The sequence below is a fragment of the Pedobacter glucosidilyticus genome (assembly GCF_002483235.1).
GTDB lineage: Bacteria > Bacteroidota > Bacteroidia > Sphingobacteriales > Sphingobacteriaceae > Pseudopedobacter > Pseudopedobacter glucosidilyticum_B.
The window spans coordinates 33151-54560 of sequence record NZ_DLHN01000011.1 but is presented as its reverse complement, the minus strand read 5'-3'; the positions used below and the strand labels follow the sequence as shown (position 1 = coordinate 54560).

Annotated in this window: 16 protein-coding genes; 10 read left to right on the top strand and 6 right to left on the bottom strand. The window is 34.5% G+C overall.

The features are described from left to right. Nucleotides 1-70: 70 nt before the first annotated feature. The 4 genes from B2745_RS02585 to B2745_RS02570 all read right to left on the bottom strand — a co-directional run bounded on the left by B2745_RS02585 (nt 71) and on the right by B2745_RS02570 (nt 4699). Nucleotides 71-1246: an acetyl-CoA C-acyltransferase gene (locus B2745_RS02585; RefSeq protein ID WP_304063294.1), complete on the bottom strand. Its 1176-nt coding sequence runs from the start codon at nt 1244-1246 to the stop codon at nt 71-73. Between the two features lie 114 nt (nt 1247-1360). After that, a complete protein-coding gene (locus tag B2745_RS02580; RefSeq protein WP_304063291.1) occupies nt 1361-1714 on the bottom strand; it encodes a four helix bundle protein in 354 nt (117 codons plus the stop codon). Between the two features lie 89 nt (nt 1715-1803). Continuing rightward, nucleotides 1804-4209, bottom strand: a complete 2406-nt coding sequence (locus B2745_RS02575) for a 3-hydroxyacyl-CoA dehydrogenase/enoyl-CoA hydratase family protein (protein WP_304063289.1) — start codon at nt 4207-4209, stop codon at nt 1804-1806. Between the two features lie 55 nt (nt 4210-4264). Further along, on the bottom strand, nt 4265-4699 hold the full coding sequence (locus B2745_RS02570) for a MarR family winged helix-turn-helix transcriptional regulator (RefSeq protein ID WP_026903472.1): 435 nt from the start codon (nt 4697-4699) through the stop codon (nt 4265-4267). Nucleotides 4700-4901: 202 nt separating this feature from the next. On the opposite strand from B2745_RS02570, the gene B2745_RS02565 reads away from it, so the two are divergent. Genes B2745_RS02565 through B2745_RS02540 form a run of 6 tightly spaced genes read left to right on the top strand, consistent with a single transcriptional unit; the run spans nt 4902 to nt 12196 of the window. After that, nucleotides 4902-6362, top strand: a complete 1461-nt coding sequence (locus B2745_RS02565; protein WP_304063286.1) for a hybrid sensor histidine kinase/response regulator — start codon at nt 4902-4904, stop codon at nt 6360-6362. Between the two features lie 2 nt (nt 6363-6364). Then, a complete protein-coding gene (locus tag B2745_RS02560; RefSeq protein WP_304063283.1) occupies nt 6365-9946 on the top strand; it encodes a response regulator in 3582 nt (1193 codons plus the stop codon). Between the two features lie 22 nt (nt 9947-9968). Continuing rightward, nucleotides 9969-10346 (top strand): response regulator, encoded by a 378-nt coding sequence (locus B2745_RS02555; protein ID WP_039455091.1) that lies wholly within the window; start codon nt 9969-9971, stop codon nt 10344-10346. Beyond that, nucleotides 10339-11196: a CheR family methyltransferase gene (locus B2745_RS02550; protein WP_304063281.1), complete on the top strand. Its 858-nt coding sequence runs from the start codon at nt 10339-10341 to the stop codon at nt 11194-11196. The genes B2745_RS02555 and B2745_RS02550 overlap by 8 nt, the downstream gene beginning before the upstream one ends. A 1-nt stretch (nt 11197) precedes the next feature. Then, a complete protein-coding gene (locus B2745_RS02545) occupies nt 11198-11761 on the top strand; it encodes a chemotaxis protein CheB (protein ID WP_304063278.1) in 564 nt (187 codons plus the stop codon). A gap of 57 nt (nt 11762-11818) precedes the next feature. After that, a complete protein-coding gene (locus tag B2745_RS02540; RefSeq protein WP_304063275.1) occupies nt 11819-12196 on the top strand; it encodes a response regulator in 378 nt (125 codons plus the stop codon). A gap of 142 nt (nt 12197-12338) precedes the next feature. Here B2745_RS02540 and B2745_RS02535 read toward each other — a convergent pair whose 3' ends face one another. Further along, nucleotides 12339-14114 (bottom strand): AMP-dependent synthetase/ligase, encoded by a 1776-nt coding sequence (locus B2745_RS02535; protein WP_304063272.1) that lies wholly within the window; start codon nt 14112-14114, stop codon nt 12339-12341. Nucleotides 14115-14293: 179 nt separating this feature from the next. Between B2745_RS02535 and B2745_RS02530 the strand changes: the two genes are divergently transcribed. Continuing rightward, the gene (locus tag B2745_RS02530) at nt 14294-14785 is read left to right on the top strand and encodes a hypothetical protein (protein ID WP_304063269.1); all 492 of its coding nucleotides are present in this window, start codon (nt 14294-14296) and stop codon (nt 14783-14785) included. Nucleotides 14786-14836: 51 nt separating this feature from the next. Here the strand turns inward: B2745_RS02530 and B2745_RS02525 are convergent, their stop codons facing one another. Further along, nucleotides 14837-16585, bottom strand: a complete 1749-nt coding sequence (locus tag B2745_RS02525; protein ID WP_304063266.1) for a M61 family metallopeptidase — start codon at nt 16583-16585, stop codon at nt 14837-14839. 173 nt (nt 16586-16758) lie between these two features. Between B2745_RS02525 and B2745_RS02520 the strand changes: the two genes are divergently transcribed. The 3 genes from B2745_RS02520 to B2745_RS02510 are packed head-to-tail and all read left to right on the top strand — an operon-like array spanning nt 16759 to nt 21410. After that, nucleotides 16759-17232 (top strand): MarR family winged helix-turn-helix transcriptional regulator, encoded by a 474-nt coding sequence (locus B2745_RS02520; RefSeq protein WP_304063263.1) that lies wholly within the window; start codon nt 16759-16761, stop codon nt 17230-17232. After that, a complete protein-coding gene (locus B2745_RS02515) occupies nt 17229-18296 on the top strand; it encodes an efflux RND transporter periplasmic adaptor subunit (RefSeq protein WP_304063260.1) in 1068 nt (355 codons plus the stop codon). The genes B2745_RS02520 and B2745_RS02515 overlap by 4 nt, the downstream gene beginning before the upstream one ends. Nucleotides 18297-18311: 15 nt before the next feature. After that, nucleotides 18312-21410 carry an efflux RND transporter permease subunit gene (locus B2745_RS02510; protein ID WP_304063257.1) on the top strand — a complete coding sequence of 1033 codons (3099 nt, stop codon included), beginning with the start codon at nt 18312-18314 and terminating at the stop codon, nt 21408-21410.

Here is a 21410-nt window from a genome sequence, read left to right as displayed (position 1 = left end):
CTGAGACCTCGCTCTGGTTAACATCTTATCTTTGGTATCGCAATACTCAAATCGCAATACGCATTACTTGTTACAGCATCTCAAAAATCCCAGCTGCACCTTGCCCGGTACCTACACACATGGTTACCATACCGTATTTTTGATTTCTCCTTTTTAACTCATTAAAAATTTGTACCGATAATTTTGCTCCTGTACAACCTAGCGGATGCCCTAGTGCAATAGCACCACCATTTACATTTACTTTGCTGGTATCAAGATTTAATTTTCTGATGATGGCTAAAGATTGTGATGCAAAAGCTTCATTGAGTTCAATTAAATCGATATCATCTTGTTTTAAATTGGCTTGTTTTAAGGCTTTCGGAATAGCTTCTATAGGGCCAATACCCATAATTCTTGGTGGTACACCAGCTACAGAATAGCTTACCAGCCTGGCAATAGGTTTAACATTTAGCTCTTTTAGCATTTCTTCAGAAACTACTAAAACAAAAGCTGCTCCGTCTGATGTTTGTGAAGAATTACCAGCAGTAATAGAGCCTCCGGCTGCAAAAACTGGTTTTAACTTGGCTAAAGCTTCTAAATTGGTATCTTTCCTTGGACCTTCATCAGTATCAACCACATATTCGCGAGTTTTCTTTTTCATTTGCTCATCTAAATAGGTTTCTGATACTTTAATAGGTACAATACCATCCTTTAAATGTCCGTTTTCTAAAGCTGCTATTGCTTTTTGGTGCGATTCAAATGCAAATTTATCTTGGTCTTCTCTGCTTACTTCAAACTCTCTGGCAACAGCCTCTGCAGTTAAGCCCATCCCCCAATACCAATCAGGATTTTCCATAGCCACTTTAGCATTTGGCACTATTTTCCATCCGCCAAAAGGCATACCCGACATCACTTCTACTCCGCCCGCAACAATGCAATGCGCCATACCAGCCCTAATTTTAGCTACAGCTGTAGCAATGGTATCTAAACCCGACGCACAATATCTATTTACGGTAACACCCGGAACTTTATCGGTTTTTAATCCCATAAGAGACACCATTCTTCCAATATTAAGTCCTTGTTCTGCCTCTGGCGTAGCATTACCTACGATCACATCGTCTATTCTTTCTACGTCTAAACCCGGCACAGAGGCTACCAAATGTTGTATGACTTCAGCAGCTAAATCATCCGCTCTAGTAAAGCGAAATACCCCTCTCGGAGCTTTCCCTACTGCTGTTCTGTATCCTGCTATGATGTATGCTTCCATATTCTTATATTTTATTTAGATATGCGTATTGAGTAGTGTGTATTGAGACGCCTATCTATTGTTTTAAACTTTATTTTTGATTTGCACATTTATACAAAGACGCTATCTAGTACTTTATTTATTTAATGAGACTTGAAGCTTATAATTCATCTTTTGTATCTCATCAATCTTATCTAATATTTTATCAGTCTCTTCGATTCCTAAGAACCCAAGTTTATTTGCGATTATTAATTGAGTTTGTAATTCATAAGACGAGCCATTTGCAATTCCTAAAAACTGTTTAAATTCTCCGCTACTATTTCTGCCTGCACCTTCAGAAATATTTGAAGAAATTGAAACAGCACATCTACGCATTTGAGAAATTAATCCAAACTTTTCATCAGATGGGAATCTTGAAGTAAGGTCATAAACCTCAACCGCAAGCTCTATCGCCTTATTCCAAATCTTCAGTTCTTTAATGTTGTGCATATTCTTTATGCTTAATCATGATAAATTATAGTTAGAGCCGTCATACGAGGTACGCTATACTCAATACCCATTACGCTATACCAAATCAACTAATTTCTTAAAGGCTTACCTTTTGTAATGATGCTTTGAATGCGTTCGAGTGTTTTCTTCTCTCCGCAAAGAGATAAAAAGGCTTCGCGTTCTAGGTCAAGTAAGTATTGCTCGCTTACCAGTGTTGGTGCTGATAAATCTCCACCACACATCACATAACCTAGTTTTTGTGATATTTTTTGATCGTGTTCTGAGATATAATTTCCAGATTTCATGGTGTTTGCACCGGCATAAACCATCCCTAAACCACTTTTCCCTAAAACCTTAATATCTGTTCTTCTTACGGGTTGGGTGTAACCATTATTGGCCAACTCTAGAGCTTTTTCTTTAGCATCGGCAATTAATCTGCTTCTGTTCATACTGATAGAGAATTGATCCTTTTTTAGATAACCTAAATCATAAGCCTCTAGACCAGAAGTTGAAACTTTTGCCATACCAATAGTTAAGAACCTTTCTTTTAATACGTTTTGCTCTATTTGCCCATCGGTAAATTCATCTGATGCCCTGAGGGCAAACTCTTTACTTCCGCCACCACCAGGAATTAAACCAACACCAAACTCCACCAAGCCCATATAGGTTTCTGCACTTAACTGTACGTGGTCTGCATGTAAACAAAATTCGCAGCCACCACCAAGCGTTAAATTATGTGGTGCTAAAATTACCGGGATAGAAGAGTAACGGATACGCATAGATGTATTCTGGAATAATTTGATAGCCATGTTTACCTCATCCCACTCTTGCTCTACAGCCATCATAAAAATCATCCCTACGTTGGCTCCGGCAGAAAAATTAGCACCATCATTACCAATAACTAAACCTCTAAAATCTTTCTCGGCGATATCAATAGCTTTATTGATTCCTGTAAGTACCTCGCCACCAATAGTATTCATCTTGGTATGGAATTCTAGATTTAAAATACCATCGCCTAAATCTGTAAGTGTTGTTCCGGCATTTTTCCAAACCGTTTTGGTGCTGCGTATATTATCCAGGATGATGAAAGCTTCTCTGCCTGGAATTACCTTGTAAGATTTAGAAGGGATATCATAATACTTTTTGATACCATTTTCTACTTTATAAAAGGAAGTATTTCCGGCATCAAGCATCTCTTTTACCCATGCTGCTGGCTGATGACCATGCTGCTGCATGATTTGAATTCCCTCTGCAACGCCAACGGCATCCCAAACTTCATACGGACCAAGCTCCCAACCAAAACCTGCCCTCATGGCATCATCAATACGGAAAAGTTCATCAGAAATCTCGGGAATACGGTTAGAAACATACTCAAACAAACCTGCGAAAGACACCCTAAAGAACTCGCCAGCTTTGTCTTTTCCTTTAGCAAAAACTTTCATACGTTCTGCTAAGTTTTCTATGGGTTTTGTAGCTTCTAAAGTTGCAGATTTAACTTTTTCTTGTTTCCTGTAAGTAAGTGTTTTTAAATCAAGCGCTAATATTTCTGATTTTCCATCAGCATCTTTTGTCTTTTTGTAAAAACCTTGCTTTGTTTTATCTCCCAACCAATTATTGGCTTGCATTTGCTTTACATACTCTGGGAGAATAAATTTATCTCTAGCTTCATCATGAGGGGCATTTTGATATAAACCATTGGCTACATTTATCATGGTATCTAAGCCCACAACATCTGTAGTGCGGAAAGTAGCAGATTTCGGTCTGCCCAAAGCAGGCCCCGTAAATTTATCTACCTCCTCAACGGTTAAATCCATTTTTTCTACCAAATGCAACAATGCCATGATAGAATAAACGCCAACTCGGTTAGCAATAAAAGCAGGAGTATCTTTACATAAAACTGTGGTTTTACCCAGATATAAATCTCCATAGTGCATCAAGAAATCAACGATAGTTTTATCGGTATCTGGGGTAGGTATAATCTCGAGTAATTTTAAGTAACGCGGAGGATTGAAAAAGTGCGTACCACAGAAATGCTTTTTAAAATCATCACTTCTTCCTTCGGCCATCATGTGGATAGGAATACCGGAAGTATTAGAGGTAATTAAAGTATCCGGTTTACGATATTGCTCTACCTGGTCATAAACTTTCTTTTTGATTTCCAGATTTTCAACCACTACTTCTATCGTCCAATCGCAGGAAGCAATATCCCTCATGTGGTCTGTAAAGTTTCCGGTTTTTATTTTATTGATAACCGTTTTGTTATAAACCGGCGAAGGATTACTTTTTAAGGTGTTTTGCAAAGCAGTATCAACAATACGATTACGTACTTTAGGATGTTCTAAAGTTAAACCTTTAGCTTGCTCATCGGTTGATAATTCTTTAGGAACAATATCAAGTAAAAGTACTTCTACACCTATGTTGGCAAAGTGGCAAGCTATACGCGAGCCCATAATCCCTGATCCTAAAACAGCAACTTTTCTGATAATTCTTTTCATCTGTTTATACTCTTTATGTTTATAAGGTAATGCGTCATTTTAAAAATAAACCTAATTAATCAGCATCATACTCCATGGTTAAGGTATTAATCTTAACTAAGGAATTAATCAAAATATCTCTTTCCTTTTCTGATAAATGACTATCTAAATAATCATTAAACTTTCTTACCACTACCCTAGCTAAATGTCTTTTTTCTTTTCCTTTCTCGGTTAAATACACCTTTACAGAGCGTTTATCATCTTGATGAATTTGCCTGATGATGAGTCCATCTTTTTCTAGATTACTTAAGGTACGGCTTAAACTGGTAGACTTTAATCCCAATAAAGATGCCACCTCTGATACTGTGGTACCTTCATGCTCATGAATGTTAATAAGCAAGTAGCCAACAGATTGCGTAATACCAAACCCTGCTGCAATTTGATTATATTTGTTTGCAATTGCCTGCCAGGTTACCTTAAGGTGATAGTCTATAGTCTCTTGTGGTTTCATAAAATGTTTAGGTGATTGAGTATCAAATATAACAAGTGAACATTTATTATGCAAGCATAATAATATTTTTCTATGATTTTCCTTTTGGATTGGTTTTTGCTATCGAAAACTGATTTTTAAAAGTTTCGCTAAAAGAAATCACAACAAGTTTTCATTTATAAATAGTAAAAAAGCCTTGGTATAAAATACCAATCACAGCAATATGATTTTAATTGTTGACGATAAACCAGAAAATATATATTCGTTAAAAAGGCTTTTAGAGTCTAAAAAGTTTGAAGTAGATAGTGCTTTATCAGGCGAAGAGGCCTTGAAAAAAGTATTGAAAAATAATTATGCACTCATTATATTAGATGTGCAAATGCCTGATATGGATGGTTTTGAAGTAGCAGAAACTCTAGCGGGTTTTAGCAAATCAAAAGATATTCCGATTATTTTTCTTTCTGCGGTTAATACTGATAAAAAGTTTATTACACAAGGTTATGCTTCTGGTGCTATAGATTATATTACAAAACCTGTAGACCCTGATATTTTAATGTTAAAGGTAAAAACCTTTTACCGTTTGTATGAACAAACTAATGCCCTAAATGAAATACAAACAGCTTTAAGAGCCGAGATTGAGATCAGAAAAAAAGTACAGGCAGAGCTTAAAGAGCGGGTAGAACAATTATATTCTACTTTAGAATCTTTACCGCAAGTAGCTTTTACATCAGACCCATCAGGCAATATAGAATTTGTAAATAAGCAATGGTTTAGGTATTCTGTATCTACAAAAACATTCCCTATTACCCATCCCGAGGATAAAAACATTGATGAAGAATGGACAATTTGTATGCTTACAGAGAATCCGCTTGAACTGGAAGTACGTTTAAAAGAGCTTGATTCTGACGTATATCATTTTCATTTATTAAGGATTATCCCGATAAAAGAAAAAGATAAAATTGTTAAATGGGTAGGTACTTTTACTGATATTGAAGACCAAAAGCAAATTGAAAAGAAGAAAGACGAGTTTTTAAGTATTGCCAGTCATGAATTAAAAACACCTTTAACCAGTATAAAAGCCTATATCCAATTGTTAGAAAGGAGCTTAAAAAATAATCCTAACGAGACGGCTAATACTTATCTGGATAGGGCACAATTGCAACTCTCCAAACTCAATAATTTAATTGCTGATTTATTAGATATATCAAAAATAGAAAGTGGGAAACTAAAATTAAATAAAAGACCTTTTCATTTTGAGAACTTAATCTCTAGTGTCATTGATATTATCCATCAAACACATGAACATGTAGATATTGTAAGAAAAGGAGAAGCGGTAAACCTACATATTTGTGCTGATGAGGTTAGGATTGAACAAGTTTTAATCAACTATTTAACCAACGCATTAAAATATTCGCCAGAAAATAAGCAAGTTATCATTGAAACAGAGATAAACGAAAATCAATTAAAATTAACAGTAACAGATTTTGGTATTGGCATACCATCAGAAAAACAAAAAAATATTTTTGATAAATTTTTCAGAGTAGAAGAATCATCTCTAAGATTTCAAGGCTTAGGTATTGGATTATACATTTGTTCAGAAATTATTAGACAGCACCAAGGGAGTTTTGGTGTTATCAGTAAACCTGGCGAAGGCTCTTCTTTTTATTTTACCATTCCTATATAAGTATGCAAAAGACATTTTTACGCAATTTACAAATTGGGTTTAGCCTATCATTGGTGGTTTTAATCATCAGTTCTGTTGCTTCATTTATAAGCATCAGGCAATTACAAAGCAGCAATGCTATGGTAGCCCATACTAAAGACGTTTTAGATGCTTCAGACAAAATCTTATCTGATTTAAAAGATGCAGAAACCGGACAAAGAGGGTATTTATTAACTGGTAAAGAAAGTTTTCTTGAACCTTATTACAGTGGCTTAAAGTCTTTACCAGGCTCTTTAAAAGTAGCTATAGATTTAACACAAGATAATCCTGTCCAAACACAAAGATTTGAAGAACTTTCTAGCATCATTGATATCAGACTTAATGTTTTAACAAAATTGGTTGAGGATAAAAAATTTGGTAGAGGTTATATAGAAGCTGATTTGGAAATAGGCAGACAAGCCATGGAGAAATCCAGAAAAATCATTAATGAAATAAAGGATACAGAAAATGAGTTATTAATAGAACGAACAGCATCAGTGCATCGTTTTAGCAATTACACTACCATTTTAATAGTTTCTGCGGCCATTATAGCGATACTGATAACCTTCTTTTTTTATTTAAGGGTGCGTAATGATTTTGTAGAAAGAGATAATTTAAGATTATCCCTTAAAAAGAAAGATGAAGATATAACCAAAAGAATTCATTTGATACAAGAGGTTGCATCACAAATTTCGGAAGGTAAATATGATATAAGATTAAATGATGATGAAAAAGATGGATTAGGAAGCTTAGCTACTTCGCTAAATATTATGGCAGAGGCTTTACAAAAATCTTTCACTATTTTAAATGATAATGAATGGTTACAAAAAGGGATTGCCACTTTAAATGAAAAACTTGTTGGCAATAAAACTTTAGAACTTATCGCTCATGACACTTTAAACCACTTGGTTAGCTACGGCGAGTGCAATTCTGGTGCTTTATACCTGATGGAGAACGGCTTACTTACTTTACAAAGTGCTTATGGTTTAGAAGAAAGAATGTTGAAACCGGTAAAATCTGGTGAAGGCATGATTGGTCAAGTTTTTGCCGATGGGAAAGAGAAATTATTTTCTAACATAAGCGATGAAAACTATACTGTTTCTTTTGCAAATGGTAATATAAAAGTACAACATATTTTACTTGTTCCTATCCTTTATGATGATAAAGCCATTGGTGTAATAGAATTGGGTTGTTGCCATCCTTTTAACGAAATAGAGGTTGATTTCTTTAAAGATGCGACAAAAAATTTGGGTATTGCCATAGCTGCTGCTGCAACACGTAAGCATGTGCAAAGGCTTTTAGAAGAAACCCAAGCACAATCAGAAGAAATGCAAGCGCAGCATACAGAACTGGAAAACCTAAATGCAGAACTGGAAGCACAAACTCAAAAATTACAGGCCTCAGAAGAAGAGTTAAAAGTACAACAAGAAGAGCTCTTGCAATCTAACCAGGAATTAGAAGAACGCTCTAAATTATTAGAAGAAAAAAACCTGCTTATTGTAGAAAGAAATACCGAAATACAGCAAAAAGCAGAAGAGCTTGCCTTAAGTACAAAATACAAATCAGAGTTTTTGGCAAATATGTCTCATGAGTTAAGAACACCGCTAAACTCTATTCTGCTTTTGTCTAGATTATTGACAGAAAATAATGAGAAAAATCTTACCGAAGAACAAATAGAATCAGCAAAAGTTATTCTAAGCTCGGGAACTGGTTTGTTAACACTTATTGATGAGATTCTTGACTTATCAAAAATTGAAGCTGGTAAAATGAATTTAGATTTTCAGGAAACCGATATTACCGAGCTGATGAGTAGTTTAGAAGCGATTTTTAATCCTTTAGCTAAAGAAAAAAACATAGCTCTCCGCTTAAACCTAGACCGAGAAGCTCCTCAAAAAATTATTACAGATAAGTTACGTTTAGATCAGATTTTAAAAAATCTTATTTCAAATGCTATCAAGTTTACTCATGAAGGCTATGTAAATTTAACCATCCAAAATCATCCAAAACAAAATGGTTTCTTACAATTTATTGTAGAAGATACAGGTATTGGAATTCCAAAAGAGCAACAAAAGCTAATTTTTGAAGCATTTCAACAAGCGGATGGCTCTACCAAAAGAAAATATGGGGGTACAGGGCTTGGTTTATCCATCAGTAGAGAGTTATCCAGATTATTAGGTGGTAGCATTTATTTAATCAGCGAGGAAGAAAAAGGAAGTAAATTTTCATTAGAAATACCTGCTCATGGTAAAATAGAAAGTGTAGCACCTAATACCATCCCTACGGTTAGTTATCCTCATGAAGATGACTTATTTAATACCCCAGAAAGCATTTATGTTTCGCAAACAATACCCGATGAAATAGCCGATGATAGAAATAATATTAATCCCGGAGACAAAACCATTTTAATCGTTGAGGATGATACAGCCTTTGCATCCTTACTATTGAAGTTTACCAGAAAACAACAATACAAAGGAATTGTCATTGTAAGAGGAGATTTGGCGGTAGAATTTGCAGAAAAATATCAGCCTTTAGCCATCTTGTTAGATATACAATTACCCGTTAAAGATGGCTGGATGGTGATGGAAGAGTTAAAATCAAATCCTAAAACTAAACCAATACCGGTGCATATCATGTCTTCTTTAGAAGTAAAAAGAGAAAGTTTACTTAAAGGAGCTATAGATTTTATTAATAAACCCATTGCTTTAGAACAAATGCAAACTATCTTTCATAAGATAGAAGATGCATTAAACAGGCATCCCAAAAAAGTACTCATCATAGAAGAAAACCCAAAACATGCTACAGCACTTTCTTACTTTTTAAGTAGTTACGAAATATCAACAGAGATAAAAACCAATGTAGAAGATAGCATAAAAGCCCTAACTTCTGATAAAGTAGACTGTATCATTCTGGATATGGGTATACCAGACCAAACAGGCTATGCAGCTCTAGAAATTATTAAGAAAAACGAAGGTTTAGAGCATTTACCTATTATTATTTTTACAGGCAAAAATTTATCAAAAGCCGAAGAAATTAAAATTAAGCAATATGCAGATTCTATCGTTGTTAAAACAGCACACTCTTATCAAAGAATATTAGATGAGGTTGGTCTTTTCTTACACTTAGTAGAAGAAAAGAAAACAGACAACCAAAAGAAAAAAACCAATACTTTGGGCACCTTAAATGAAGTTCTTAAAGGCAAAACTGTACTTATTGCTGATGATGATGTGCGCAATATCTTCTCGCTTACCAAAGCATTAGAAAAGTACCAGATGAAAGTTATTTCTGCAACAGACGGTAAAGATGCTTTAGAACAATTAGAACAACACCCCGATATAGCTATCGTACTAATGGATATGATGATGCCAGAAATGGACGGCTATGAAACTACCAGTAGAATTAGAAAACATCCTAAATTTAAAAATATACCTATTATGGCTGTTACTGCCAAAGCCATGATGGGTGATAGAGAAAAGTGTATTACCGCCGGAGCTTCTGATTACATATCAAAACCAGTTGATATTGACCAATTACTTTCCTTATTAAGAGTTTGGTTGTATCAATATTAAAAACACAACATGGAGAAAATTTATGACAAGAAACACCCTTATCCTGATTATAGACGATGACCATAGAAATATTTTCGCTTTAAAAATGGTTCTTAAATCAAAAGGTTTTGATTGTATAGCAGCTAACAGCATAGCAGAAGGTATAGCGCTTTTAAAACAGTTTCCAGAAACTGCTCTTATTTTAATGGATATGATGATGCCAGAAATGGATGGCTATGAAGGAATTGGCGTTATTACACACCAAGAAAAAATAAAAAAACTACCTGTTATTGCTGTTACGGCACAAGCTATGCAAGGAGATAAAGAAAAATGCTTAGCAGCAGGTGCAGCAGATTATATATCTAAGCCTATTGATATTGATAAACTTTTAATAAGTATAGCAAAAATTTTAAATGATTGAGCCAGATTTAATAAGAGATGAAGAACTAGAAAAGCTGCTGATTGAAATTGCAGAACTCTATGGTTACGACTTTACACAGTACAGTAAAGCCTCTATTAAAAGAAGAGTAAACCGTATCTGTGTAATTGATAAATTTACCAGTTTTGCCGAGTTACGCTATCAACTTATTAAACAACCCTCTTATTTACAAAGGTTTATAGAAGAAATTACGGTTAACGTAACAGAAATGTTTAGAGACCCATCCTTTTATAAAGCACTTAGAGATGATGTATTCCCACAACTGGATACTTATCCAATCATTAGAATTTGGTTAGCCGGATGCTCTACAGGTGAAGAAGTATATTCTTTAGCTATCATAGCCAAAGAAACTAATCTTATTCAAAAAACACTTTTTTATGCCACAGATATTAACCCTAGTGTATTAGAAAAAGCCAGAGACGGAATTTTCCCTATCAGCCAAATGAAACTGTACTCAGAAAATTATATCAACTCTGGCGGGCTCAAAAATTTTTCAGACTATTACACTGCCAATTATGATTTTGCCCGTTTTAATGATGATTTAAAACAAAAAATGATTTTTTCTACGCATAATTTAGTCTCAGACCGTTCTTTCAACGAATTTCAGCTTATTATTTGCAGAAATGTATTGATTTATTTTGATAAAGATTTACAAGCAAAAGTTTTTAAACTTTTTGATGATAGCTTAGAACACTTAGGTTTTTTGGGTTTAGGTTCTAAAGAAACACTTAGGTTCTCTCAGCTAGATAAACATTATCATCAAATATCAACAGAAAAAATATGGCGTAAACAAAAGGAGGATAAAAGATTGATAAAAAGTAACAACTTTTAACATGGATACTATTTTTTTGATAGGAGGCTCGGCAGGTAGCTTAAAAGTTCTACTTGAAGTTTTACCTGAACTCTCAGCAAATTTAACCTTTCCTATTATTATCATATTACATAGAAAAGGCTATGTAGATTCTCAATTAGTAAACTTGTTAAATGCTAAAACTAGCTTAAATGTTATAGAACCTGATGATAAAGAACCTTTAAGCCCTGGAAACATTTATTTAGCGCCACCAGACTATCATTTACTCTTAGAACAGGATAAAACTATTTCTCTTGATTTTTCTGAGAAATTTAATTTCTCAAGACCATCTATTGATATAACCTTTAGCTCGGCAGTAAAAATCTTTAAAGAAAACACCTTCGCATTAATTTTATCTGGTGCAAATGCAGATGGTGTTGAAGGCTTAAAAGCAGTAAAAGCAAATAATGGAACAACACTTGCACAAAATCCTATAACGGCAGAAGTAAACTATATGCCTTTACAGGCTATTACACAATCAAAAATTGATTTTGTATTAAACCCCAGTGAAATTGCCACATTTATAAACAAACTTAATGTCTCGTAAATGATACGCAATCATAAACTGGGTGTATTTTTTAAACTACTTTCTTTTAACATATAAATGAGTACGCATAAAACCATATTAATTTTTGATGATGACGTTAATATTTTAGAACTGTGTTCTATCATTTTAACAGAATCTGGTTATCAGGTAGAAATTTCTGAAACTTCACATGATATTATAGAAAAGGTAATTACTGTAAAACCTGATGTTATTTTAATGGATAATTGGATACCCGATATTGGCGGTATAAAAGCTACACAATTACTAAAACAACATCCTGATTTCAAACATATCCCGGTTATTTATTTTTCTGCCAATAATGACATACATATACTGGCCGAAACCGCTGGTGCAGATGCTTATTTACCTAAACCTTTTGATTTAATTGAGTTAGAAAATATCGTTACTGATGTTTTAGAGCGTAAACATTCATAATTATTGGGGCTATTTAAAAACCGATATTTTGTGTCGGGCTGAGCGGATTCGAAATTATTTTTAATTCTTCGAATTCGCTCAGCATAACAACAATAATCTGCTCTAATGTGATAAATAACTTCTTTGGAGACAGCCCCTTTTGTTATTCTAATCTATCTGTTTCTTCATAAAGCTTTTCTACCAAAACTTCGTTGTTTTTCAAAATTACTTTACGCTTTAAACTTAATTTTGGTGTAAGCTCGCCACCATCAATGGTAAACTCTTTAGGTAATAAAGCTATCTTTTTAACCTGCTCCCACTTGCCAAAGCCTGCATTCAATCTTTCTACTTCAGACCAAATTTTATCAATAACTTGTTTATTCTTAATAAGCTCAATTGGCTTTTGTTCGCTAATACCATTTCTAGAACTCCATTCTAAAAGCTTTTCAAAATTTGGTACCACCAATGCCGATGGGAATTTTTTATTCTCCCCAACCACCATAATTTGCTCTATATAAACAGATTCTTTAAACTTATTTTCTAAAACTTGTGGTGCAACATATTTACCACCAGCGGTTTTAAATACTTCTTTCTTCCTATCAGTTATAGCTAAAAACCCATTTTTTAGCATTCCAATATCTCCTGTATGAAACCACCCACCATCTGTAATAGCTTCTGCTGTAGCATCAGGGCGTTTATAATAACCTTTCATCACACTGGGTCCTTTACACAAAATTTCGCCGTCTTCAGCAATTTTTACTTCTACATTGCCTAAAGGCTTACCAACTGTACCAAACATGGTTTCTCCCTTTCTTGGACCATTCACAGCAATTACTGGCGAAGTTTCGGTTAAACCATAACCTTCTAATACTTTGATATTAGCGCCCCAAAAAACACGGGCTAAACGCTCTTGTAAGGCAGCACCACCAGAAACAATGACTATTATTTCTCCGCCCAAAGCTTCTCTCCACTTACTAAAAATAAGTTTCCGAGCTATTTTTAACTGTAACTCATACCAAAAGCCATTTTTACCATCCATTTCATATTGGTGCCCTAGCTTCAAAGCCCAAAAAAACAATGATTTTTTTACTCCTGTTAAAGCTTGACCTTTGGCAACAATTCTATCATATACCTTTTCTAATAACCTTGGTACGGTAGTAAAACAATGTGGCTTAACTTCTGCTAAATTGGCTACTATGGTATCTAAACTTTCTGCATAGTAAACAGACACTCCTAAATAAAAGTACATGTAAACCACCATACGCTCAAAAATATGCGATAATGGTAAAAAGCTTAAGGCTCTTTTTACTTCATCAGGATATAGTTTGGAGGAGTATAATATATTACTGATTAAGTTTTTATGTGTAAGCATTACGCCTTTGGGTGTACCCGTTGTACCAGAAGTATAAATCAGCGTAAGCAAATCATCTTCTGATATTTGTTGTTTATAAGGTTCTAAATCTATATCCTGATTTTCTTTACCTAATGTTACAACTTCTTCCCAATTTGGCAGTGTATCTATTTTATTAAAGGTATAAACCTGAGTTTGTAACTCGGCTTCTTGCTTTACTTTGCAAATTTTATGATAAAGTTCTTCTGAGGAGACAAAAACAATTTTTACCTCGGCATCCATTAATATAAATTTAATATCTGCCTCTGCTAAGGTGGGATACATAGGTACCTGGGTGGCTCCTATTTGCATAATTCCAAAATCGCAAAAATTCCACTCAGGCCTGTTTTCAGACATGATAGCCACTTTATCATCCTTACCAATTCCCTTCTTAATAAGCCCACGGCTTACTTCTTCGGAGATTTGAATAAAATCTTTACTGCTATATTTTTTCCATTGACCATTTACTTTTGTGGCCAACACATCCTCACAATTAAAGTTTTCTTTATTGTGCTTAAGTAAATCAAACACTCTGCTAATGGCTTCCATAATGATGCTATTTATAATTGGTTATTTCAATATAGATAATCTATACTTAACCTCAAAAAAGAGTATAGGATTATTACAAATATTAGAATAACATTATTTTGTTGATTAAAGTTTTTTGGCGAGCATTAATCTCTGGCATTTGATTTGAGTATGCAGCTTTGGATAAATAAAATAAAAAAATGAAACAAAAATTATTGTTATTAAGCTTATCGTTATTGCTCTTAACTTTTACCAAAGTAAACGCTCAAGGTTATAATACAGGTGTAGGTTTTAGAGCCGGAGGTTTTGAGAATGGTTTAACTATTAAACACTTTGTAAAATCTGATACTGCCATTGAAGGTATTTTAGGTTTTAGACCAGGCGTTTTTGTGGTTACCGGTTTATATGAAAAACATGCTACAGCTTTTAGTGAGCCATCTTTAAAATGGTATTATGGTGCCGGTGCACACATTGGAGGTATTGATGATGGAAGAAGATACAGAAGGTACTTTGGCGATGATGAGTTTTATGATAAAGGCTTATTGCTTGGTGCCGACGCCATTTTAGGATTAGAATGGCAAATGCCCGAAATACCTTTTACTTTAGGTGTTGATTTACACCCTAGATTAGAATTAGCTAAAGGCCCTTTCTTAGATATTGAGCCTGGTTTTTCATTAAGATTTGTTTTCTAAGATAAAGAATAAGAAAAACAAAAAAGGAGGTTTACAAGACCTCCTTTTTTGTTACTGTACCTTCAACCACTTCCTATAAACAGTTTTTTGCTGCTCTGTTTGCTTTTTCATTTTATCTATTTGATAATACTTATCAGTACTAGCTGCTAACTTGATATTTAACGTTTGGATAATACCATCTCTATTTAAAACAATTTCCAAGTTCTCGCCAACTGCTTTAGTTTTGATATAATCATTAATATCTTCAACTCTTTCTCCGTTAACTGCAATAATTTCATCGTTAACATTTAAGCCGCCATTCCAGGCTGCACCACCCCTAACAACTGTACCGATGATATTTTTTCTGGTTCTAACGCCCAAAGAAGGGATATTAGGGTTAGCCCTGTTAACTAACTCTAAGCCGGCATAAGCCAGATATTTAGCACAATCTACTTCTTGGGTACCATTTACATATTTGTTGTAGAAATCATCTAAATTTTCTCCATAAACCTTTTCCAATGCCTCTTTAAACTCTTTACTGGTAAAACCTCTTCCTTTTTTCTTATAATAAGCTATGTAGGTATCTCTCAAAACATCATCTAAACTTTGCTCGCCATTTGTTTTGTAGATGATAGCCAAATCAAGCATTGCGGCAAGTAAAGCACCTTTATTATAATAAGAAATAGTAGCATTACTGCTATTTTCATTTGGTCTGTAATACTTAATCCAAGCATCAAAACTAGCTTCTGTTACAGCTTGTATTTTATCACCTTTCTGATTAGCTATCAGGTTAATTTCTGACTGTAGAATTTTAAGATAATCAGCCTGAGATATAGCGCCTGTTCTTTGTATAATCAGATTATCATAATAAGCCGTAAAACCTTCTGCTATCCATAAATCAGTAGTGTAATTCTCGTTTTCATAATCAAACGGACCAAGCGCAATAGGCCTTAACCTTTTTACATTCCATAAATGGAAATATTCATGAGCTACCAAACTTAAAAAATTGGTATAGGTTGCAGGATCAGTATATCCCATTCTTTTAGCACCTAAAACGGTAGAGTTTAAATGCTCTAAACCACCGCCTCCATTTTGGTAATGATGAACAATAAAGACATAACGTTTGTTAGGATTTTCTCTAAAAATTAAAGTCTCTTCTTCAACAATCTTCGCCATATCCACCTTCAACTTCTCTTTATCGTAATTGCCACCGCCTACCATAGCCACTTCATGTTTAACACCAGCGGCATCAAACTCAAAAATATCCTGATTACCCACTTCTATAGGAGAATCATACAACCAATCAAAATCAGGAGCGTGGTAAGAAAAATTAGTTCCCTCAATTTTCTCTAATCCTGTAGAAACTTTGCTCCAATCACTATAAGGTGCAATATTAACTCGCACCGGCTCATTTAACCTATCTTTTACAAACATAAAAATGCCAGTTGGTGATAAAAAAGCATGACTGGCATCTATAAAACTGGTTCTAACAGAAATCTCAAAAGCATAAACCTTATAGTTTACAACCACTGTTTTATTCCCGTTTGTTTTAATTTTCCAGCTATTCTTTTTTATTTTCTCTGATATTAATGGCATTCCAGCACTTGTACTTGCGGTAAAACCCTCAACATTTTTAGAGAATTCTCTTACCAGATAAGAACCTGGTGCCCACACTGGCATATTTACTTCAATTTCCTTTTTACGGATGTTGCTGATACGCATTTCAACATCAGCATAATGTGCCTGAGGTTCTGAAAAAGATACCGTAAATTCTACTTTGTAAGCATCATCTGCCCATGCAGTTGATTGTATCATCATCATGAATATTAAAGTGTTTAATAAGATTTTGATTGAGCGCATTTTAAGTTTTTATACAAAACTAAAATATTATTCAGGATTCAAAAATTTAAGCTGTATGATTGATTTGTAATATAGTTGATACCTTCAACTATTGTGTAAACTTAAATAATAGATTTGAAGTTATTAAACCTGAAATGAAATTTGAAGAACCTATAGCTCATCAACTTATACAAGTAACCAAAAAGTATTTAAGCGAATTTGGTAAAATTGCCTGCCATATACCTATGGAGCGTTACCATTATGTTTTACTTATTTTAGCCGAAGCAGAAGAACTTTATACACAAAAAGAATTGGCAGAAATTTTACAAGTAGATAAATCTTTTATGGTAACCATGATAGATTATTTATCTGCTCATGATTTTGTTACACGTGAAGCAGACCAACATGACAGACGCAAACATTTAATAAAACTTACAGACAAGGCTAAAAAATTAATACCCGAAATAAATCTTATTTTTAAAAATCTTAATGAAAAAGCATTTAAAAACGTATCAAAAGAAAATATTGGGCACTTTTTTGACGTGTTAGCACAAATGCAACAAAACTTAAATACAGAAAATACTCACGAGCTTATCCTTGATTTTAAAAAACTTAAACATACAACATGAAAACCAAGTACATCATTTATATTTTAATTATTGGCTTACTGGGTTATATGATTTATAACCGCTTAAATAAATCATCCGAAACAAAAGGACCAAAAGGTGGTGCAGCAACAAGTGGCAATGCACCTATAAGTGTTAGTGGTATTATTGTTAAGCCAACCCAGTTTTCTAATGTAGTTTCTGTTTCAGGTACTATTGAAGCAAATGAACAAGTACAGATAAGAAGTGAGATTTCTGGCTTAATTAGGTCTATTAATTTCACAGAAGGCTCTACCGTAAACAAAGGTGCTTTACTAATAAAAATAGATGATAGAGAGCTACAAGCACAATTAGCACAAGCCTTAACCAGAGAAAAATTAGCCTCAGAAACAGAGTCTCGTTCAAAAAAACTACTTCAATCAGAAGCTATTAGCCAAGAAGAATATGATAACACTCTTGCCGAGCTTCGCTCTTTACAAGCGCAAAGTCAATTGGTAAGAGCGCAACTTTCTAAAACAGAAATCAGAGCGCCTTTCTCGGGTAAAATAGGTTTAAGAAGTATTTCTAACGGTGCTTATATCACCCCTACAACAGACATCGTAAACCTTGTAAATATAAACCCTGTTAAAATTACATTCTCTGTTCCAGAAAAATATGCGAAAAGAGTAAAAGAAGGTTCAGGCATAACCTTTACCGTTGCGGGCAGCAGAGAAACTTTCTCGGCAAAAGTATATGCTATAGAGCCCGCTATTGATATTGCTACCAGAACTTTAATTTTAAGAGCCAGAGCAGAAAATCCAAAAGGAATATTACTGCCAGGAACTTTTGCCAATGTTAATTTACCTTTAGAAAATATCAACGATGCTATTTTAGTACCTACAGAAGCTGTAGTGCCTATTTTAAACGGAAAACAAGTTTTTATTGCTGAAAACGGAAAAGCCAAGGCTGTAAAAATCGAATCTGATGTTAGGACAGATAAAGAAGTATTAGTATCAACTGGTTTAAAAGCAGGTGATACCGTATTAACAACCGGAGTGATGGCTTTAAAACCTGATGCTCCTGTTAAAGTAAGTGTGAAAAACAAGTAATACAGATTTATTATCATGAGTATATCCACCACCAGTATAAAAAGGCCAGTTTTAGCCATCGTTATGAACCTGATACTCGTATTATTTGGTATCATTGGATTTACATTTTTAGGAGTAAGAGAGTTCCCTTCTATAGACCCTCCGGTAGTTTCTGTAAGAACCAATTATCCCGGTGCAAATGCTGATATTGTTGAATCTCAGATTACAGAACCTCTTGAAAAATCTATCAATAGCATTGATGGTATTAAAAATATCTCTTCTTCAAGTAACCAAGGTTCAAGCTCTATTACCATCGAGTTTAACCTGGATAAAAATTTAGAAGAAGCCGCTAATGATGTTCGAGATAAAGTATCACAGGCTGGTCGGTATCTACCGAAAGATATAGATGGTAACCCAGTGGTTTCAAAAGCTGATGCTAACTCTGATGCAATTATCTCTATGACCATCCAAAGTGACAAAAGAAGTATTTTAGAGATTAGTGATTTTGCAGAGAACGTTATCGCTCAAAGAATTCAGACCATACCAGGTGTTTCCAGCGTACAAATTTGGGGACAAAAAAAATACGCCATGCGTTTATGGCTAGACCCAGATAAACTAGCAGCCTACGCTTTAACGCCGCTAGATGTTAGAAATGCCCTAGACCAGCAAAATGTTGAACTCCCGTCCGGAAAAATATCAGGAGATAATACAGAACTTACGGTAAATACCGTAGGAAATTTAAGTACTGAAGAAGGTTTTAATGATTTGATTATTAAAAATGATGGCACCAATATCATCCGTTTTAAAGATGTTGGTACGGCTGTTTTAGGTCCGGAAAACGAAGAAACTGTTTTAAGATCTAAAGGAAAGCCTATGGTTGCTACAGCCATAATTCCACAACCTGGTGCTAACTATTTAGATATTGCTAATGAATTTTATAAACGTTACGAGCAGCTAAAAAAAGAACTTCCTGAAGATTATAAGTTAGACATTGCTTTAGACAATACCATTTTCATCAAAAAATCTGTATTAGAGGTTGCAGAAACGCTGATTATTGCTTTGGTATTGGTAATATTCATCATTTACCTGTTTTTCAGAGATTGGAGCATAGCCTTTAGACCTTTAATAGATATTCCGGTATCGCTTATAGCTACTTTCTTTGTGATGTACTTACTAGGCTTCTCTATCAATGTATTAACCTTATTGGCTATTGTTTTGGCAACGGGTTTAGTTGTTGATGATGGTATTGTGGTAACAGAAAATATCTTTAAAAAAGTAGAAGAAGGCATGTCGCCTTTTGAAGCTGCAATAAAAGGAGCTAATGAGATTTTCTTTGCTGTAATTTCAATTTCTATTACGCTAGCTGCAGTATTCTTACCTGTTATTTTCTTAGAAGGTTTTGTTGGCCGATTGTTTAGAGAATTTGGAGTTGTTATTGGCGCAGCAGTATTGATATCGGCTTTTGTTTCTTTAACCTTAACACCTATGTTAAATGCTTATTTGATGAAAAGCGGACATAAAAAGTCTAATTTTTACATCAAAACAGAGCCTTATTTTGAGAAGATGAACGATAGCTACAAGACATCTTTAGAGCAGTTTTTAAACAAAAGATGGCTAGCTTTTCCTATTATTCTCATTTGCTTTGGTATTATTTTCTTGTTTTGGAATGCCTTACCAAAAGAAACAGCACCATTAGATGATAGAAGTGGCGTAAACATTCAAATTACAGCCCCAGAAGGTGCTTCATTTGATTATACCGATGCTTTTATTCTTAATCTTGAACAAAAACTTAACGATTCTGTACCCGAGCAAATCAATAATATATCTGTAACATCACCTGGCTTTAGCGGTACAGGAGCTGCAAATACTGGTTTTTTCAGAATCAGACTAGGAGAACCCGAAGACAGAGAACGTTCTCAAATGGAAATTGCAGACCAACTTACCAGAGTAGTAAGGAAACTGCCAGAAGCAAGAGCATTTGTGGTACAGCAACCAACAATTTCTGTTGGTAGGGTACGTGGTTTACCCGTTCAATATGTTATTCAGGCTAATAATTTTGAGCAATTGCAAGAAAAAATACCTGCTTTTATGAATGAGATTAACCAAGATCCAACTTTTACCAATACCGATGTTAACCTGAAATTTAACAAACCAGAACTTAATGTAAGTATCGATAGAAATAAAGCTCAGAATTTAGGAGTATCGGTAATTGATGTTGCCCAAACCCTACAATTATCATTAAGTGCACAAAGGTTTGCTTATTTCACCATGAATGGCAAACAATATCAAGTTATTGGACAGTTTGATAGGCAAAAAAGAAACGACCCTTATGATTTAACATCCATATTTGTAAGAAATAGCAGAGGTGAGCTTATTCAGTTAGATAATCTTGTAAAAATTGAAGAAAGAAGTAGCCCTCCACAAAGGTACCGAAACAACAGGTTTGCATCAGCAACGGTTTCTGGTGGTTTGGCTCCAGGTAAAACCATTGGCGATGGTATAGATGCCATGGAAAGAGCAAAAGAAAAAATCCTAGACGATAGCTTTAGTACAGATTTAGCTGGAGAATCAAGAGATTTTAGTGAGAGTAATTCTAATACGCTATTTGCCTTTGGCTTAGCATTGTTGTTGGTTTACCTTATTTTATCCGCACAGTTTGAAAGTTTTATAGACCCGGTAATCATCATCCTAACAGTGCCTATGGCTGTTGCCGGAGCATTCTTCTCTCTGTGGTTATTAGGTCAAAGTTGGAATATCTTTAGCCAAATAGGAACCATCATGCTCATAGGCTTGGTAACGAAGAACGGCATCCTCATTGTAGAATTTGCCAACCAATTGAAAGAACAGGGTATGAGTGTGGCTGATGCCATCAGGGAAGCATCTGTTTCTAGGTTAAGACCTATTTTAATGACCAGTTTGGCTATTGCCCTAGGTGCTTTACCTATTGCTATGGCTTTAGGGGCTGCAGCAAAAAGTAGAATGGGCATGGGTACGGTAATTATAGGTGGCACATTATTTTCATTAATGTTAACGCTATTTGTTATACCAGCCATTTACTCGTATTGGTCTAAAGAACATAAAGAAAGTAAAGCAGAAAAAGCTGCTAAAGAAATTGAACTAGAAAAATCTATTTAA

Excerpts from the sequence above, each read along its gene's own strand:
- B2745_RS02525 (WP_304063266.1), bottom strand. The coding sequence starts at position 16,585 with ATGATGATGATACAATCAACTGCATGGGCAGATGATGCTTACAAAGTA.
- B2745_RS02540 (WP_304063275.1), top strand. The coding sequence starts at position 11,819 with ATGAGTACGCATAAAACCATATTAATTTTTGATGATGACGTTAATATT.
- B2745_RS02585 (WP_304063294.1), bottom strand. The coding sequence starts at position 1,246 with ATGGAAGCATACATCATAGCAGGATACAGAACAGCAGTAGGGAAAGCT.
- B2745_RS02560 (WP_304063283.1), top strand. The coding sequence starts at position 6,365 with ATGCAAAAGACATTTTTACGCAATTTACAAATTGGGTTTAGCCTATCA.
- B2745_RS02575 (WP_304063289.1), bottom strand. The coding sequence starts at position 4,209 with ATGAAAAGAATTATCAGAAAAGTTGCTGTTTTAGGATCAGGGATTATG.
- B2745_RS02510 (WP_304063257.1), top strand. The coding sequence starts at position 18,312 with ATGAGTATATCCACCACCAGTATAAAAAGGCCAGTTTTAGCCATCGTT.
- B2745_RS02530 (WP_304063269.1), top strand. The coding sequence starts at position 14,294 with ATGAAACAAAAATTATTGTTATTAAGCTTATCGTTATTGCTCTTAACT.
- B2745_RS02550 (WP_304063281.1), top strand. The coding sequence starts at position 10,339 with ATGATTGAGCCAGATTTAATAAGAGATGAAGAACTAGAAAAGCTGCTG.
- B2745_RS02580 (WP_304063291.1), bottom strand. The coding sequence starts at position 1,714 with ATGCACAACATTAAAGAACTGAAGATTTGGAATAAGGCGATAGAGCTT.
- B2745_RS02545 (WP_304063278.1), top strand. The coding sequence starts at position 11,198 with ATGGATACTATTTTTTTGATAGGAGGCTCGGCAGGTAGCTTAAAAGTT.
- B2745_RS02515 (WP_304063260.1), top strand. The coding sequence starts at position 17,229 with ATGAAAACCAAGTACATCATTTATATTTTAATTATTGGCTTACTGGGT.
- B2745_RS02535 (WP_304063272.1), bottom strand. The coding sequence starts at position 14,114 with ATGGAAGCCATTAGCAGAGTGTTTGATTTACTTAAGCACAATAAAGAA.
- B2745_RS02565 (WP_304063286.1), top strand. The coding sequence starts at position 4,902 with ATGATTTTAATTGTTGACGATAAACCAGAAAATATATATTCGTTAAAA.
- B2745_RS02555 (WP_039455091.1), top strand. The coding sequence starts at position 9,969 with ATGACAAGAAACACCCTTATCCTGATTATAGACGATGACCATAGAAAT.
- B2745_RS02570 (WP_026903472.1), bottom strand. The coding sequence starts at position 4,699 with ATGAAACCACAAGAGACTATAGACTATCACCTTAAGGTAACCTGGCAG.
- B2745_RS02520 (WP_304063263.1), top strand. The coding sequence starts at position 16,759 with ATGAAATTTGAAGAACCTATAGCTCATCAACTTATACAAGTAACCAAA.